The sequence below is a fragment of the Sulfurimonas sp. HSL1-2 genome (assembly GCF_039645565.1).
Taxonomy (GTDB): domain Bacteria; phylum Campylobacterota; class Campylobacteria; order Campylobacterales; family Sulfurimonadaceae; genus Thiomicrolovo; species Thiomicrolovo zhangzhouensis.
The window spans coordinates 226,014-239,742 of the sequence record NZ_CP147914.1 but is presented as its reverse complement, the minus strand read 5'-3'; the positions used below and the strand labels follow the sequence as shown (position 1 = coordinate 239,742).

At 57.7% G+C, this 13,729-nt stretch carries 15 protein-coding genes; 6 read left to right on the top strand and 9 right to left on the bottom strand.

The genetic code is table 11. The features are described 5' to 3' along the window. Positions 1–11 precede the first annotated feature (11 nt). The 3 genes from dapF to WCX18_RS01225 all read right to left on the bottom strand — a co-directional run bounded on the left by dapF (position 12) and on the right by WCX18_RS01225 (position 2,060). Positions 12–761 (bottom strand): diaminopimelate epimerase, encoded by a 750-nt coding sequence (gene dapF, locus WCX18_RS01235; RefSeq protein WP_345988876.1) that lies wholly within the window; start codon positions 759–761, stop codon positions 12–14. A gap of 58 nt (positions 762–819) precedes the next feature. Then, on the bottom strand, positions 820–1,413 hold the full coding sequence (gene coaE, locus WCX18_RS01230) for a dephospho-CoA kinase (RefSeq protein WP_345988875.1): 594 nt from the start codon (positions 1,411–1,413) through the stop codon (positions 820–822). A 101-nt stretch (positions 1,414–1,514) separates the two neighbouring features. Continuing rightward, a complete protein-coding gene (locus WCX18_RS01225; protein WP_345988873.1) occupies positions 1,515–2,060 on the bottom strand; it encodes a spermidine synthase in 546 nt (181 codons plus the stop codon). A gap of 219 nt (positions 2,061–2,279) precedes the next feature. Between WCX18_RS01225 and purM the strand changes: the two genes are divergently transcribed. Further along, positions 2,280–3,275 (top strand): phosphoribosylformylglycinamidine cyclo-ligase, encoded by a 996-nt coding sequence (gene purM, locus WCX18_RS01220; protein ID WP_345988872.1) that lies wholly within the window; start codon positions 2,280–2,282, stop codon positions 3,273–3,275. A gap of 337 nt (positions 3,276–3,612) precedes the next feature. Here purM and ccoG read toward each other — a convergent pair whose 3' ends face one another. Next, a complete protein-coding gene (ccoG, locus tag WCX18_RS01215; protein WP_345988871.1) occupies positions 3,613–5,085 on the bottom strand; it encodes a cytochrome c oxidase accessory protein CcoG in 1,473 nt (490 codons plus the stop codon). Positions 5,086–5,088: 3 nt separating this feature from the next. Then, a complete protein-coding gene (locus WCX18_RS01210; protein WP_345988870.1) occupies positions 5,089–5,745 on the bottom strand; it encodes a hypothetical protein in 657 nt (218 codons plus the stop codon). A gap of 178 nt (positions 5,746–5,923) precedes the next feature. Between WCX18_RS01210 and WCX18_RS01205 the strand changes: the two genes are divergently transcribed. From WCX18_RS01205 to WCX18_RS01185, 5 genes are all read left to right on the top strand, one after another. Continuing rightward, positions 5,924–6,988, top strand: a complete 1,065-nt coding sequence (locus WCX18_RS01205; RefSeq protein WP_345988868.1) for a tetratricopeptide repeat protein — start codon at positions 5,924–5,926, stop codon at positions 6,986–6,988. Beyond that, the gene (gene rnhA / locus WCX18_RS01200) at positions 6,985–7,410 is read left to right on the top strand and encodes a ribonuclease HI (protein ID WP_345988867.1); all 426 of its coding nucleotides are present in this window, start codon (positions 6,985–6,987) and stop codon (positions 7,408–7,410) included. Before WCX18_RS01205 ends, rnhA begins: the two co-directional genes overlap by 4 nt. 2 nt (positions 7,411–7,412) lie before the next feature. Then, complete coding sequence (rnc, locus tag WCX18_RS01195) at positions 7,413–8,093, top strand: ribonuclease III (protein ID WP_345988865.1); 681 nt, start codon at positions 7,413–7,415, stop codon at positions 8,091–8,093. Next, entirely contained in the window at positions 8,090–9,166 is a 1,077-nt protein-coding gene (gene aroC, locus WCX18_RS01190; RefSeq protein ID WP_345988864.1) for a chorismate synthase, read from the top strand. The genes rnc and aroC overlap by 4 nt, the downstream gene beginning before the upstream one ends. A gap of 97 nt (positions 9,167–9,263) precedes the next feature. Then, complete coding sequence (locus WCX18_RS01185; RefSeq protein ID WP_345988863.1) at positions 9,264–10,736, top strand: PhoH family protein; 1,473 nt, start codon at positions 9,264–9,266, stop codon at positions 10,734–10,736. A 29-nt stretch (positions 10,737–10,765) separates the two neighbouring features. On the opposite strand, the gene WCX18_RS01180 is transcribed toward WCX18_RS01185, so the two are convergent. The 4 genes from WCX18_RS01180 to WCX18_RS01165 all read right to left on the bottom strand — a co-directional run bounded on the left by WCX18_RS01180 (position 10,766) and on the right by WCX18_RS01165 (position 13,727). Beyond that, positions 10,766–11,473, bottom strand: coding sequence for a GNAT family N-acetyltransferase (locus WCX18_RS01180; protein ID WP_345988862.1), 708 nt, complete (start codon positions 11,471–11,473; stop codon positions 10,766–10,768). A gap of 55 nt (positions 11,474–11,528) precedes the next feature. Beyond that, the gene (locus WCX18_RS01175) at positions 11,529–11,975 is read right to left on the bottom strand and encodes a hypothetical protein (RefSeq protein ID WP_345988861.1); all 447 of its coding nucleotides are present in this window, start codon (positions 11,973–11,975) and stop codon (positions 11,529–11,531) included. Between the two features lie 69 nt (positions 11,976–12,044). Beyond that, positions 12,045–12,614, bottom strand: coding sequence for a DUF302 domain-containing protein (locus WCX18_RS01170; RefSeq protein WP_345988859.1), 570 nt, complete (start codon positions 12,612–12,614; stop codon positions 12,045–12,047). A 138-nt stretch (positions 12,615–12,752) separates the two neighbouring features. Continuing rightward, positions 12,753–13,727, bottom strand: a complete 975-nt coding sequence (locus WCX18_RS01165; protein WP_345988858.1) for an iron-sulfur cluster assembly scaffold protein — start codon at positions 13,725–13,727, stop codon at positions 12,753–12,755. Positions 13,728–13,729: the final 2 nt, after the last annotated feature.

The window sequence follows — 13,729 nt, the reverse complement described above, 5'->3', positions numbered from 1 at the left end:
GAACAAAAAAACTATTTAACGTCTAAAACCGTCTCAAAAGTCTTTTTCACGAGCCCTTTGAAGGTGATCGTCCCCTCTTCCAGCCCAAGATAGAGCGTCTCTCCGCTTTTCGGGTAGACCTCCGCTTTGTCGCCGACAAGTTCTTCACGGTTGGCGCGGTAGAAACAGGCCGCCATCCCCGTCCCGCAGGCGAGCGTCTCGTCCTCGACGCCGCGCTCATAGGTCCGTACCCGGATGGAGCCGTCGCTGTTGACAGAGGCGATGTTGACGTTGGCGTTGTGTTCAAAGCGCAGCGCACGCGCCTCCGCAAGGTCGAAGTTCTCCATGTCGGCATCGAAGGTGACGAGGTGGGGCACGCCCGTATCGAGCAGCCACCACTTTTTCCCGCCCGCGACGATGTCCTCGCGGAGAATCTTCGGCGGGGTCAGATCGCTCTGCACCATGTCGCCTTCCACCTCGGCGCCGATGACGCCCGCCTCGGTCAGAAAGGTCATGTTCGCCGGTGCCAGGCCGTTAGTATAGGCGTAGTGTGCACAGGCGCGGCTGCCGTTGCCGCACATCTCCGCCGTCGAGCCGTCGCTGTTGTAGAACTGCCACTCGAAGTCGTGCTCCGCGTGCGGCACGAGGACGATCAGGCCGTCAGCCCCGACACCGTTCTGACGGTCGCAGAGGGTGCGTGCCAGTTCAGAGCGGTCTCTTGCAATAAAGCTGTGAAAGAGGACAAAGTCGTTACCGCTGGCGCTGTATTTGGCGATCATCATCGTATATGCCTTTTGGATCGTATTCAGTATGAAAGTGTAGTGGGTATTGGTTGAAAGCTTATTGATACTTGGCTTTGATCGTATCGACAAAGGCCTCGCACTCAGCCTGAAGGTGCTTGAGGTTGCCGCTGTTGTCGATCACCCAGGTCGCGCGGGCTTTTTTCTCCTCGATATCCATCTGGGATTCGATGCGGCGCATCGCCTCGGCTTCGTCAAAACCGTTGCGTTTCATAAACCGCTGCAGCTGCGTCGACTTGGGGGTATAGACGACGACTGCGTCCGCAATGGGATACGCCTGCGTCTCGAAGTAAAGCGGGATATCGATCAGGTAGGGGAACTTGAACGCATCCTGGCGCTCGCTCTCCTCCTCGATCGCCGCGCGGATCTTGGGGTGCAGGAACGCTTCGAGCGTCGCCTTGGCGGCGGGATCGGAAAAGATTACCTTCCCAAGTTCGCCGCGATGGACTTTGCCGTTTTGGACGTACTGTGCGCCGAAAGTCTCGGCGACCCAGCCGCTGTGCTCATCCAGCAGTCTGTGCGCAATCGCATCGGCGTCGATGACCCGCAGTCCATGCAGGGCCAGCAGGGAGGCGACGGTACTCTTGCCCGTCGCGATTCCCCCGGTCAATGCGATCGCGTATTCAAACGCCATCACAGCCCCCTGGGAAGGCGTGGGCCCGCCACCGAGGCGGACATAGCGTCAGCGTAGTCGGAGGGGCTTTGCTCCTTCGGCGTACTCATAATGGAAGCCATTTAGTTGCGGATGATCCCGAGGTAGGTTTTACGGATGTAGTTCGGCATCGCGAACGCGGCCGGATGGATATCGGTGTTGTAATACTCCAGCCCGTCGAGCATGTCCGCACGGTGGAGGTTGATGTCCGCCGTCGGGTGGTTGCCCTTGCTGGCCAGCAGCAGGGTCTCCTCGTTGGCAAGACGGTAAGGCATAATCACCTTGAAATAGTTGCCGAGAACACCGAGCAGGACCGTATTGGCCTGGACTTCCTCGAGCGAGGCGTGGCGCATGGAAACGACCCCCTCCTCGCTGAGGACACGGTTGACATGTCCGGCCACCGCCGCGTCGACATCCGCTTCGCAGATCACGACGTCAACACTGCCGTCGGCAACTTCGCGCAGCGCTTCAAGGCTGGCCGGAGCATGGACGATAACGACGCCCTCGTGGCGTGCCACTTCCTTCTGAAGGCTTTCGGGCGCATTGCTGATCACCAGAACATTCTGGGGAGCCTTATGGGTACACATCGGGACGTGTACCATCATTTCAGGGTAGACAAACTCTCTCATTTTCTCAATTCCTTGGGGCCTCATCTGGCCGAAAGTGGCGCGATTTTAGCATCTTACATTTAAACCGGAATGAAGAAATTTCAAACTTCTCCCCGGCCAAGCTTTTGACGCGCCGAACACGTAGGCGAAGGATAACGCATCTGCGCTGAAAGCCCCTGCCAAACCCTATCCTAACCCCACCTTCGCTATACTTCCATTAACAATCATCTGGAGCAATCTATGAGTCAAATCAGCTACAAAGACGCCGGTGTCGATATCGACGCCGGGAACAGTTTCGTCGAGAACATCAAACCCCTGGTCAAGTCGACCCGTATCCCCGGTGTTTTGGGCGGGATCGGCTCTTTTGCCGGCGCCTTCGAGATGCCAACTGGCTACAAAGAACCCGTGCTCCTCGCCGCGACGGACGGGGTCGGTACCAAGCTGAAACTGGCCATCGACTCCGGCAAGCATGACACGGTCGGCATCGACCTCGTCGCGATGTGCGTCAACGACCTCATCTGCAACTTCGGCACCCCGAGCTTCTTCCTTGACTACTATGCCACAGGCAAACTCGAAGTCGACGTCGCAACCGCCGTCGTCAGCGGGATCGCCGAAGGGTGCCGCCAGGCCGAGTGCGCCCTGATCGGCGGCGAAACGGCGGAGATGCCGGGGATGTATTCCGAAGATGACTACGACCTCGCCGGCTTTGCCGTCGGTGTCGCGGAAAAGAGCGAACTCGATACCCCCGCCAACGTCCGCGCCGGCGACAAGCTGATCGCCCTGCCGAGTTCCGGCCTTCACTCCAACGGCTTCTCCCTGGCGCGCAAGGTCCTGTTTGAGAAGATGGGAATGAAGTTCGACGACGATTTCAACGGTAAACCGCTCATCGACACCCTGCTCGCCCCGACGCGCATCTACGTCAAAACCTTCAAACAGCTCAAGCCGAAGATCCAGGCGATGGCGCACATCACCGGCGGCGGCCTCGTCGAGAACCTGCCGCGCGTCCTGCCCGAAGGGCTGCGTGCCGTGATCAAAGGCGACGACGTCCGCGTACTGCCGATCTTTGAGCTGATGAGCGAGCACGTTGCCCGCGACGAGATGTTCCGCGCCTTCAACATGGGTGTGGGCATGGTTCTCGTTGTCCGTCCCGACGACGTCAACGCCGTCCTCGACGCGACCGACGGCTACCTCATCGGCGAGATCGAGCCGGGCGAAAAAGAGGCCCGCATCATCTGAACCGTTTCGGATAACCTACTTTTAAACCGGGGCATCCCACAGGGAAGCCCTGCCCCCTCTCCCACAATCATGACACCCTTTAAAACCTTCCATTGATTAAAGCGCCGTATTGCTTTGCCGGCATCTATCCCGTAGCCCCTATGTAAACACTCATAATGCTTCAGCAGTCACCCTGCTTAACATGAGAAAGATATGTCATATGTTTCGAAATAATGGAAGATAGGACGGAACCCGCCCGGGGTTCAGCAGTTCGGGCGGCCGTGGGAGGAAATGAACGGAAAGGACCCGTTCGGGAAAACACGGCGATCGCTGCCGTGTGCAGAGGCGGTTGGGAATGTTATTCCGCCGCCTGGTATTTGTCGTAGCGCGGGAAGATGAAGGTCGATTCGCGGTCGACGGCGATCTTCTCTTTCTCGTCGAGGGCATAGGCGTGGATCTTGATCGGCAGTACCGTATCCTTACGCTCATCCTTGACCAGCTCCTCCGTCGTATAGAGGCGGACGACTTTTTTCTTCTTCACGCCAGGGCGGACGGTAAACGGTTCGGTCGGCTTGAGAATTTTGATCTTGCCTTCCATGCCCTTCGGCGCTTCGATGTCAAAGTAGAACTTATGGTCTTTATCCTGCGTATTCTGCAGCAGGAAGATATAGTCGTTCTCGACCATGATTTTGCCGTCCGGCGTTTTCTCGATCGCATAGAGACGGTTCTCTTTGTTGATGTTGAGCAGCATATGCTCCTTCTTGCTCCCCATCATACCGAGGACGACCATAATGATCACGAGAACAACGGCGTAACCGATGATCTTCGGACGCAGGTAGTGCGTTTTGCCTTTCTGGAACAGCACCTCTTTCTCGCTCGACCAGCGGACAAGCGACGGTCTGCCAAGTGCACCCATGACCTCCGTACAGGCATCGACACACTCGAGGCAGTTGATACACTCGAGCTGCAGCCCCTGGCGGATATCGATATGGGTCGGACAGACGGTCACACAGCTTTCACAGGTCGTACACTCTGCACTCGGTTCCACCGCCTGCAGATCTTTCTGCTTGGTGTACTGCTTGTGCTTCTCCTCGTCATAGATCTCACCCCCGCGGTGCGGATCGTAGATCGCCATGACCGTGTCTTCGTCGTACAGGACCGACTGGATACGGGAGTAGGGACAGACGTAGACACACCAGTTCTCTTTGAACCAGACAACGTCGACCACGAGGAACAGCGTCGTGATCAGCAGGATCCCGACAAGGATCATGTGGTCACCCGCATTCATAATATACGGGAAGAAGTCCTCCGGCGGGACGAAATACCACAGGAAGTTCGCCGTCGCCAGCAGGGAGAGCGCCGTCCAGATTGCGATGGCGACCAGACGTTTCGCCTTGTTTTCCGGCTTGCTCCAGTCGGGCTCTTTCTGTTTGTTCTTGATCCGCTTGCGCAGCTTCAGGATCTTCGTTTCGATCAGGTCGCGGTAGATGACGCGGAAGATCGTCTGCGGACAGACCCAGCCGCAGAAGACACGGCCGCCCAGGACCGTCATCCCGAAGACCCCGATGAAGAGGATCATCAGAACAAACGGCATGAGGTACATCTCCTGCATGTCGAACTGGACAAACGCCAGGTGCAGCTTGAGCTTGTCGAAGCTCAGCAGGAAAATATGGTTGCCGTTAATCGTAATCCACGGCAGTACCAGTGACACGATGGTCATCCCCACGAAAAACCAGTAGCGTTTTACGCGGTAGGACACCCACCCTTTTAAATACTCTTTCTTACTGACCTTGGCCGATCCGGCCTGGCCTGAGACTTCTGCCTGACTCACTGTCTACTCCTTTTCATTGACTTGCGGACATTCGATCGTTTCGATGATACTGGCTTCGGCGTTGTCCACATTTTCCAAATAACTGCTGCCCATTGCCACCTCTTTGAGCTCCCGGGACTCGATGTAGTCTTTCAGGGAACTCCGGCTCACATCCAATACCCGGGCGATCTCGCTGACGCTCTGCCCCTCCCGCAGTGAACCGATGATCACCTCGAGATAGGGATCGAACTTCGAAGAGGAGCGGCTCCCTCTCGGGCGGCCGATCATCTTCTTTTCCACCGACTGAATCGTCTGCCGCAACTGGTCAACCAAGCCCATCGCGACGATGATATCACTTTGCGCATTCAAGACGATTGAAGGTTTGATCAGATGGGTTTCGATGCCGTTTTTAAGCAGACAACTCAGCATCTGCACGACATCCTCGATATTGCTGCTAAGCACCCAAAGGTCGTAGATCAGCAGCGTACCGCCCATATGCTCGGGCTGGCGCATAAACCGTACCGCATCGTCACGTTCGCTCAGACGGCTGTTCTGCGACAGCTGGTCCACCATCTCGTCTTCGATCACCAGATCATGTTTCTTTGCATAGGCGCTGATCACTTTCAGCTGTTCGTACACACCGTGAAAGTGGCTATCGGCACGTATATAACTGAATATCATTGACGTATAAACCTTTCACATTCTCCAGTTTCAACGTCATTCTACCTTTTTTGGCGAAGTAATGTCAATATTTTTTCGGTTTTTTTCGTCACATTTTTATCTCATTTTCTCCGAAAAGTTCAAAAGCGCTATAATGACTGCTACCCAGCGCCCCCCAGGCAGTGCGACAGGAGCCGACGTGAACAGCCTCTTTATCGAATTCCGAGACCCGCTTTTCGGCATCATCGTTTTCGTCGCGCTGATCTTTATCATCGCGTTCGTAAGCTACTGGTGGGGGCGGCTGCGCAGCAAGGAGGACCACCGCTACCTCGAACGGTTCCTCCATTCGTTCACAAAGCCCCCTTCGGAAACCGAACTGCACCGTGAAATCGGCTCCAGTGCCGTCTCGCAGCGCTCGTGGCTCCTTGTCGCCCAGACCTATGTGCAAAACGGCGATTTCGAACAGGCCGTCGCCATCTACCGCAGCCTTCTGGAGATGCAGCACGAACCCCACCGCCGACGCGAACTGCTGCTGCTGCTCGCCCAGACCTACTTCAAGGCCGGTTTCCTGGAGCGCTGCGAAACGATCCTGCTGAAGATCCTCGGCCGTTTCCCCCGCACCCCGCAGGCCCTGAAGCTGCTGCTCTTCACCTATGAGCGGCTACGGACCTTCGACAAGGCCCTGCAGGTGCTCGAACCCCTCGACGAACTCGGCAGCGACATTGCCGGCGACCGCCGCTACCTGCAGACCGTCAGCCTGCTGCAGGAGACCAAGACCGATACGGCGGCGAAATGCGCACGCCTCGCCGAACAGTACCGCGAACACCGCACCCTCACCTACCTGACCTTCGAATACCTTTTCCGCCACGATCCCGCCCTGGCCTGGAAAACCCTGGACCCCTCAGGCAGCCGCGTCATCGCCGACATCCTCTGGCATTTACCCGACGAACACCTTAATTTGGATATAATTACGGCCGATGGCTATTTGCGGCAGCTGTATAGCGCCAGAGGAAGCGTGAATCTTGCTCAGAACAGTTCCGAATTCGAACTGGATGTTTTGATCAAACTTCGCCAGAGCGGCCAAAGCGGGGCAACCCTGCAGTTTGAATACCTGTGCGGCCACTGCAAGCAGATCTTCCCTTTCCCGTTCCACCGCTGCCCCAACTGCCATACGATCGATTCCGTCGTCACCGAACCGCTGCTGGGCAAAGCCGTGGCGGATTTCGCCCCGTCGGAACGCGCGGAAAGGGCTTACGAAGTATGAAGCATATCACCCTGTTCAGCGACGGTTCGGCGCTCGGCAACCCCGGTCCCGGCGGCTACGGGACGATCCTGCGCTACGGCGACAAAGAGCGCGAGCTCAGCGGCGGCGAACCCCATACGACCAACAACCGGATGGAGCTGCGCGGCGTCATCGAAGGGCTCAAAGCCCTTAAAGAGCCCTGCGAGGTGGAGATCGTCTCGGACTCCTCCTACGTTGTCAAGGGGATCAACGAGTGGCTGCAGAACTGGATCAAACGCGATTTCGCCAAGGTGAAGAACCCCGACCTCTGGCGCGACTATATCGCCGCCAGCGCGCCGCACCGCATCAAGGCGACCTGGGTCCGGGGCCATGACGGCCACCCGGAGAACGAACGCTGCGACACCCTCGCCCGGGGCGTCGCCGAGAAGATGAAAAGAGGATAAGTATGGACCAGATGGCGCGCATTGAGCAGACGCTCGGCTACACCTTCGACAACAAACAGCTGCTGCGCGAGGCCCTGACACACAAGAGCTTCAAGCAGCCATACAACAACGAACGCCTCGAATTCCTGGGCGACGCCGTCCTCGACCTCATCGTCGGCGAATACCTCTTCGAGCACTTCCCCAAGCACGACGAGGGCAAACTCTCAAAGATGCGGGCATCGCTCGTCAACGAAGAGGGGTTCGCGCGCCTGGCCGACCACATCAAGCTGGGCCAGGCGATCTTCCTCTCCAACGCCGAGGAGAACAACGGCGGACGCACCAAACCCTCCCTGCTCTCCAACGCCTTCGAAGCGGTTATCGGCGCCATCTACCTCGAGGCGGGACTGGCCCCGGTGAAGACGATCGCGACCATGCTGTTAGAGAGCGTCTATAAAGAGATCTCACTCGATACCCTCTTCAAAGACCACAAGACGGCGCTGCAGGAGCTGACCCAGGCGCACTTCGGCATCACCCCGGAGTACCGGCTGGTGGGCAGCAGCGGGCCTGATCACAAAAAAGAGTTTACCATCGCCATCATCATCGACGGCAAGGAGTACGCCAAGGCCTCCGGCAAGAGCAAAAAGACCGCCCAGCAGGAGGCGGCCCAACAGACCATCGCCCGACTCAAAGAGGAGCTTTCATGAACCGTTTCGGTATCCGTTTCAGTTTTACCACCTTCGGCGAATCCCACGGCAAGGCGATCGGCTGCGTCGTCGACGGCGTCCCCGCCGGCCTTGAAATCGACGAAGCGTTCATCCAGGGGGAGCTCAACCGCCGCAAACCCGGGCAGAACGCCTACGCGACCGCCCGCAAAGAGGATGACGCCGTCGAGATCCTCAGCGGGGTCTTCGAGGGCAAAAGCACCGGCACGCCGATTGCCATGGTGATCTACAACACCAACCAGAAATCGAAAGACTACACCAACATCAAGGACGTCTTCCGCCCCGGCCACGCCGACTTCACCTACTGGCACAAGTACGGCATCCGCGACTACCGCGGCGGCGGGCGCTCCAGTGCGCGTGAAACGGCGGCCCGCGTCGCGGCGGGGGCGATTGCCAAACTGATGCTCGCCCCGCTCGGCATCACCGTCAAAAGCGGGATCAGCGAGATCGCCGGGATCGCCGCAAGCAGCTTCGACTTCGACCATGTCGCCACCAGCGAGATCTACGCCCTGGATCCCAGCGTGGAACAGGCCCAGAAAGATGCGATCCTCCTCGCCAAGAACGACCACGACTCCGTCGGCGGTGTGGCGCACGTGCGGATCGAAAACCTGCCCGTCGGCCTCGGCGAGCCGCTTTACTACAAGCTCGACGCCGTCCTCGCCGACGCCATGATGGGCATCAACGCCGTCAAGGCCGTCGAGATCGGCGACGGCCTGCTCGGCGCGCGCCTGCACGGTTCCGAGAACAACGACCCCATCCGCAACAGCGGGTTCGAATCCAACCACAGCGGCGGGATCCTCGGCGGGATCAGCAACGGGGACGACGTGCGCCTCAACGTCTATTTCAAACCCACCCCGTCGATTTTCCGGGAGCAGCACACGACTACGACACAGGGCGAGGAGGTCGACTTCGCCCTCAAGGGACGCCACGACCCCTGCGTCGCCATCCGCGGCTCCGTCGTCTGCGAAGCGATGGCCGCCCTCGTCGTCGCCGACATGGTGCTGCTCAATATGGGGCGTACAATGGAGGGGATCAGCCGTTACTACCGCGCCTAGGGCGTGCTGCCCAAACTTCGTCCACCCACATCCTTCCGCATTAAGCTTTGCAGGGTTATAATCAATTTAACTCATATGACCGAAGGATGCTCTTTCCATGAGTCCCACACAAAAATACTACCTCCTCGACACCTCGGTGATCCTTGACGATCCGGCCAATATCCTCCGCATTTCCGAAAACAACAAGAACATTGTCGCCATCACCAACACGGTGCTTGCCGAACTCAACAACAAAAAAGACGACATGCGCTCGGATGCCGGGTTCCGTGCCCGGGAGTTCTTCCGGCTCGCCGACTACGAGGTCGGGCAGACCCTGCGCTTCGAAGAACTCCCCGAACCGCTGCGCCGCTCCCGCGAAACGGCCCCCAACAACAGCGACTGCTACTACCGGCTCACCCTCCCCTTTGCGCCGGACCTCAACCCCGAAGCGGGGGGCGAAACGAATGTCGAACTGCTGATCATCTACCGCGAAGAGTACCGGATTGCCAAATCCTACTCCGAACCCAAGGGCTTCAACGACGCGAAGATCGCGGAGATCGCCTCGGACTATCATCTCAAACTCGTCACGAACGACATCTCGTTCAAAATTGCGGCCGAGGTGCAGGGGATCGAGGCACAGAGCCTCCGAAACGCCAGCGTCGAGCGTCCCGACGCCATCGAATTCGCGCACACCGTCACCTATCACGACGAGCCCGAACTGGGTACAGATGCCGATTTCCGCAACTTCGAGCAGTTCAGTTTTATCCAGGAGGCGACGAGCGAAGGGCACAACGAGATCTACGAAACCGGGCTGCAGCGCTATGCCGTCATCTATAACGGCCACCTGGAGTGGTGCGACTTCGACAAGCGCTTCGGCGAGTATTTCGACGAGACCCTCATCCGCCCCATCAACCTGGAGCAGAAGTTCTACTACACCATTCTCACCCACCCGCAGAACCACCTGACCGTCGTCGCCGGTTCGACCGGATCGGGCAAGACCCTGATGGCGCTGCAGGCGGGCCTGGAGATGGTCAAAGAGGGGATCGTCGAGGGGATCGTCTACGCGCGCAACACCGTCACCGCCTCCGACCCGCAGGCGGAGCTGGGCTTTCGCAAAGGCGATGAACACGAAAAACTCGGCTACTTCATGTACCCACTCTACTCCGCCATCAACTACACGATAGAGCACCAGAACAAGCACTCCATCGAATCCCAGGTGGAGTTTACGGGCAATACGAACTCCACCAAGCGCGAGAATGCGACGGAGCTCTTTATGGCCAAATACAACATCGAGGTCATGGATATCGCCCACATGCGCGGGACGACGATCTCGCGCAAATTCGTCATCATCGACGAAGCGCAGAACATGACGAACGCGACGATGAAACTGATCGGGACGCGGATGGGCGACGAGACCCGCCTGGTTGTCATGGGCGACCCGCACCAGATCGACCACCCCTTCCTCTCCAAACGCCGCAACGCCCTCGTGACGATGCTCAACAAGGCACAGCACAGCGATTTCCTCGCGGGCATCCAGCTGCGCCACACGATCCGCTCGGAAGTCGCGAACTGGTTCGACAAGAACCTCTAAAACAACGCGTTAGAAGAGCGCTCCGTCCTCTAGATAGCGAGTGAACCGAACCGTCGCGGATACCAGAGCTTCAAAAACACGGGGCGCGGAACGATCACGGCACCCAGGTCGTTCTTGTATTTCATATGGGGATGCCCCATATTCCAAAAGCGCAGACCGGCGTTCTGCAGGTGCCTGCCCAATAGGACCAGCTGCAGCGTCCCCCAGCTGTTGTAACGCCGCTCGGGGCTGTGGAACCCCGAGAGGCTGGTATAGATATTGTTGGCAGTGATGTAGCCGATCTCGCCGGCAACGAGGGTGCCCGTCTCTTCGTCGAACAGTTCCACGCTCATAAGCCTGAAGGCATCACCGCTACGGTCATTCAGCTGCCGCAGCAGCGCCGCATACTTCCCGACCATCCAGCACTCCGTATGCGCTGCCTGTATCCCGCGGATGACATCGTCAAAGGCCGTGTTGAAAGCGAGCCGGTAATTCGCCCTGCGCAGCAGCTTTGTCACCTTCTTGCTGACATGCATTGCATCGAACTGCAAAAGCGCGTATTCTTTCTGAATCTCCCCCAGCAGAAGCTGTCTGCCCTCGTACGAAAACGACACGCTGATAAAGCCGGCATTGGCCAGCGCGACGTACATCGCCTCGGAAAAATCGTCGCTCCAGTAGTAATCGTGTTCCATGTCGCGGTAGATCTGCTCAAGAATACGAAGATTCCCGAGGGTTTCACGGTCAATCCGGTAAACCATGACGTACCGCTTTTGCCGCTTGATCCGGGAACTTTTCCGTTTCCGCCGCCATCTGCTACAACATACTCCGCACGCCGATCGCATACCAGAGGATGATCAGGTTGAGGAAAAAGATCCCCAGCGAACTCCCCCTTGAGAGCATCTGCTGCCACTTCGTCCGGCTGATCATATGTGTTTTGAAGGCGATGACAAGATGAACAAACGTTAACATTGTCAAAACGATGACCAGGTAGACCTTGTGGTGCATCATCTGCGACAGCTCCGAGTCGTAGGCATACTTGAAGACCTCGTGAAAGCCGTGGTGAAGGTAGAGCATCGTCCCCGTCACCCAGAGCGAGACCAGCCAGAACACCTCGAACCAGCCGTAGATGGGCCCCAGGTGTTCGTAGGTCTGCCGCTGCGCCTCTTTGTCGCGCAGCAAAACGCCCAACGCGAAAAGCAGCAGTGACCCGCCGATCCATGCCGTCGCGGAAAGAATATGGATGTATAAAACGAAATGCATACAGGATTGTAGACTATCCGGGGTAAAAAAGAGGAGGCTCGGGCCGGAGAGGGCCCGAACAAAAAGGGGTTAGAAATCGCCTTTGGCAACGCGTTCCGGAATCTCTTCCATCGCTTTCTTGACAGTGAGCGCCATCGCAAGCATGTCGTCGGGGAGCGGGTGGCCGCCGTGGATCGCCAGTGTCATGTCCATTGCAACGAGGAAGCGGTCGCCGTTTCCGTATTCGACGAGCATGATACGGCACGGCATAAATCCGCCGTACCAGCGTGAATAGTTCAGGAACACTTTTGCGATCGGAAGGCTGCACAGCGAGAAGATACGCGCATGCTTGATTTCTCCCGCGACCGCGTCATCTTTCGTATACATTTTGACGTCGCCTGTAATGCGCATGTTGTACTCTTCGGCCAGGGACTTGATCAACTCCGACGCGTCGTCGTTGGAGACCTCATCACTGATCTTCCACTCTTTCATCATGGCGCGGGCTGCATCGCCGTTTTCCAGGATGTTACCGAACATCTTCATATATGCCGGAAGCGCGCCGCCGTCAAGTTGCTGGACTTTGCCGCCGAACATCGCGTATCCGCCGATCACCGCGACCAGTGTCACTGCACCGATCAGTGCCAGTATGTTTTTGAACATTATTATCTCCTTGTGAACGTTTGAAAGGCGGCATTGTACAGGAAAAGTCGGCATTTAAGCAACAGCCGCTGATAAAAAAAGGGGTGAAATCGTTAAGAGTACGGGAGGGTGAGAGGGGCGTGGCCCCTCGTCATGTCGTCAGATCGGCAGAACGCGGATCTTGTCGGAGAGCTTCTCTTTGAGGGCCGCTTCGATGGCGTAGAGCGTGCCCGTACTGGAGCTCGCGCAGCCGGAGCATGAGCCCAGGTAGCGGATGTAGACATCGATGTAATCTTCGCCGTCCTTGACGTCGATGACTTCCATGTTCCCGCCGTCCATGATGAGGAACTGGCGGATATTCTCGTCGACGACGGCGTCGATCGCCTTGATCTTCTGGACCAGCGTCATCTTCTCGAAATCGCCGCCGAGGCCCGCTTCCGCAGCCGCTTTCATCTTGGCTTCGTCCATCTCACGGCGGACGTCGGCCAGGATATCGACGAGGTAGTATTCGCGCGCTTCGTGGCCGCCCGGTTTGATACAGCTCTTACAGAAACCGCCCGCTTTCGTATAGTCGGTCACCTGCTCGATCGTGTGCAGGTCGTTGAGCTTGATGACCTCTTTCAGGGTCGAAAGGCTGACGCGTGCACATTCACAGACGATGATCTCCTCTTCGAAGCTCTCCGCGTCGACGCCCTTGTAAAGGCCCGCCGCTTTCTTGATAACGTCATAGGCCATGACCGAACAGTGCATCTTCTGCGGCGGAACAGCCGGAACGTCCGGCGTATCGCGCAGCGCCATTTCGACGTCGATGTTGGTGATCTTGACCGCTTCGTCGACTGTTTTGCCCAGACAGAGCTGTGTCATCATATCGGAGCTGGCGATCGCGGTACCGCAGCCGAAGCTCTTGAACTTGGAGTTCTCGATAACATCGTTCGCCGGGTTGACTTCCCAGTAGAGGCGTACGGCGTCGCCGCAGCTCTCCGCGCCGAAGTCCGCGACGATCAGCTTGTTGCCGTGTGCCGCCGCTTCTTCCTCTGTGATCTCCCCCTGGTGCTGGGGGTTGTTCATCAGTGTCGTTACCTTGTTGGAGTACTCATCCCACAGGGATGCGCCAAACAGATCATTCTTTGCCATAA

Bases quoted from the DNA above. Each gene is read 5' to 3' on its own strand.
- purM (WP_345988872.1), top strand. From the start codon at position 2,280: ATGAGTCAAATCAGCTACAAAGACGCCGGTGTCGATATCGACGCCGGG.
- dapF (WP_345988876.1), bottom strand. From the start codon at position 761: ATGATGATCGCCAAATACAGCGCCAGCGGTAACGACTTTGTCCTCTTT.
- WCX18_RS01185 (WP_345988863.1), top strand. From the start codon at position 9,264: ATGAGTCCCACACAAAAATACTACCTCCTCGACACCTCGGTGATCCTT.
- rnc (WP_345988865.1), top strand. From the start codon at position 7,413: ATGGACCAGATGGCGCGCATTGAGCAGACGCTCGGCTACACCTTCGAC.
- WCX18_RS01180 (WP_345988862.1), bottom strand. From the start codon at position 11,473: ATGGTTTACCGGATTGACCGTGAAACCCTCGGGAATCTTCGTATTCTT.
- rnhA (WP_345988867.1), top strand. From the start codon at position 6,985: ATGAAGCATATCACCCTGTTCAGCGACGGTTCGGCGCTCGGCAACCCC.
- aroC (WP_345988864.1), top strand. From the start codon at position 8,090: ATGAACCGTTTCGGTATCCGTTTCAGTTTTACCACCTTCGGCGAATCC.
- coaE (WP_345988875.1), bottom strand. From the start codon at position 1,413: ATGGCGTTTGAATACGCGATCGCATTGACCGGGGGAATCGCGACGGGC.
- WCX18_RS01170 (WP_345988859.1), bottom strand. From the start codon at position 12,614: ATGTTCAAAAACATACTGGCACTGATCGGTGCAGTGACACTGGTCGCG.
- WCX18_RS01210 (WP_345988870.1), bottom strand. From the start codon at position 5,745: ATGATATTCAGTTATATACGTGCCGATAGCCACTTTCACGGTGTGTAC.
- WCX18_RS01225 (WP_345988873.1), bottom strand. From the start codon at position 2,060: ATGAGAGAGTTTGTCTACCCTGAAATGATGGTACACGTCCCGATGTGT.
- WCX18_RS01175 (WP_345988861.1), bottom strand. From the start codon at position 11,975: ATGCATTTCGTTTTATACATCCATATTCTTTCCGCGACGGCATGGATC.
- WCX18_RS01165 (WP_345988858.1), bottom strand. From the start codon at position 13,727: ATGGCAAAGAATGATCTGTTTGGCGCATCCCTGTGGGATGAGTACTCC.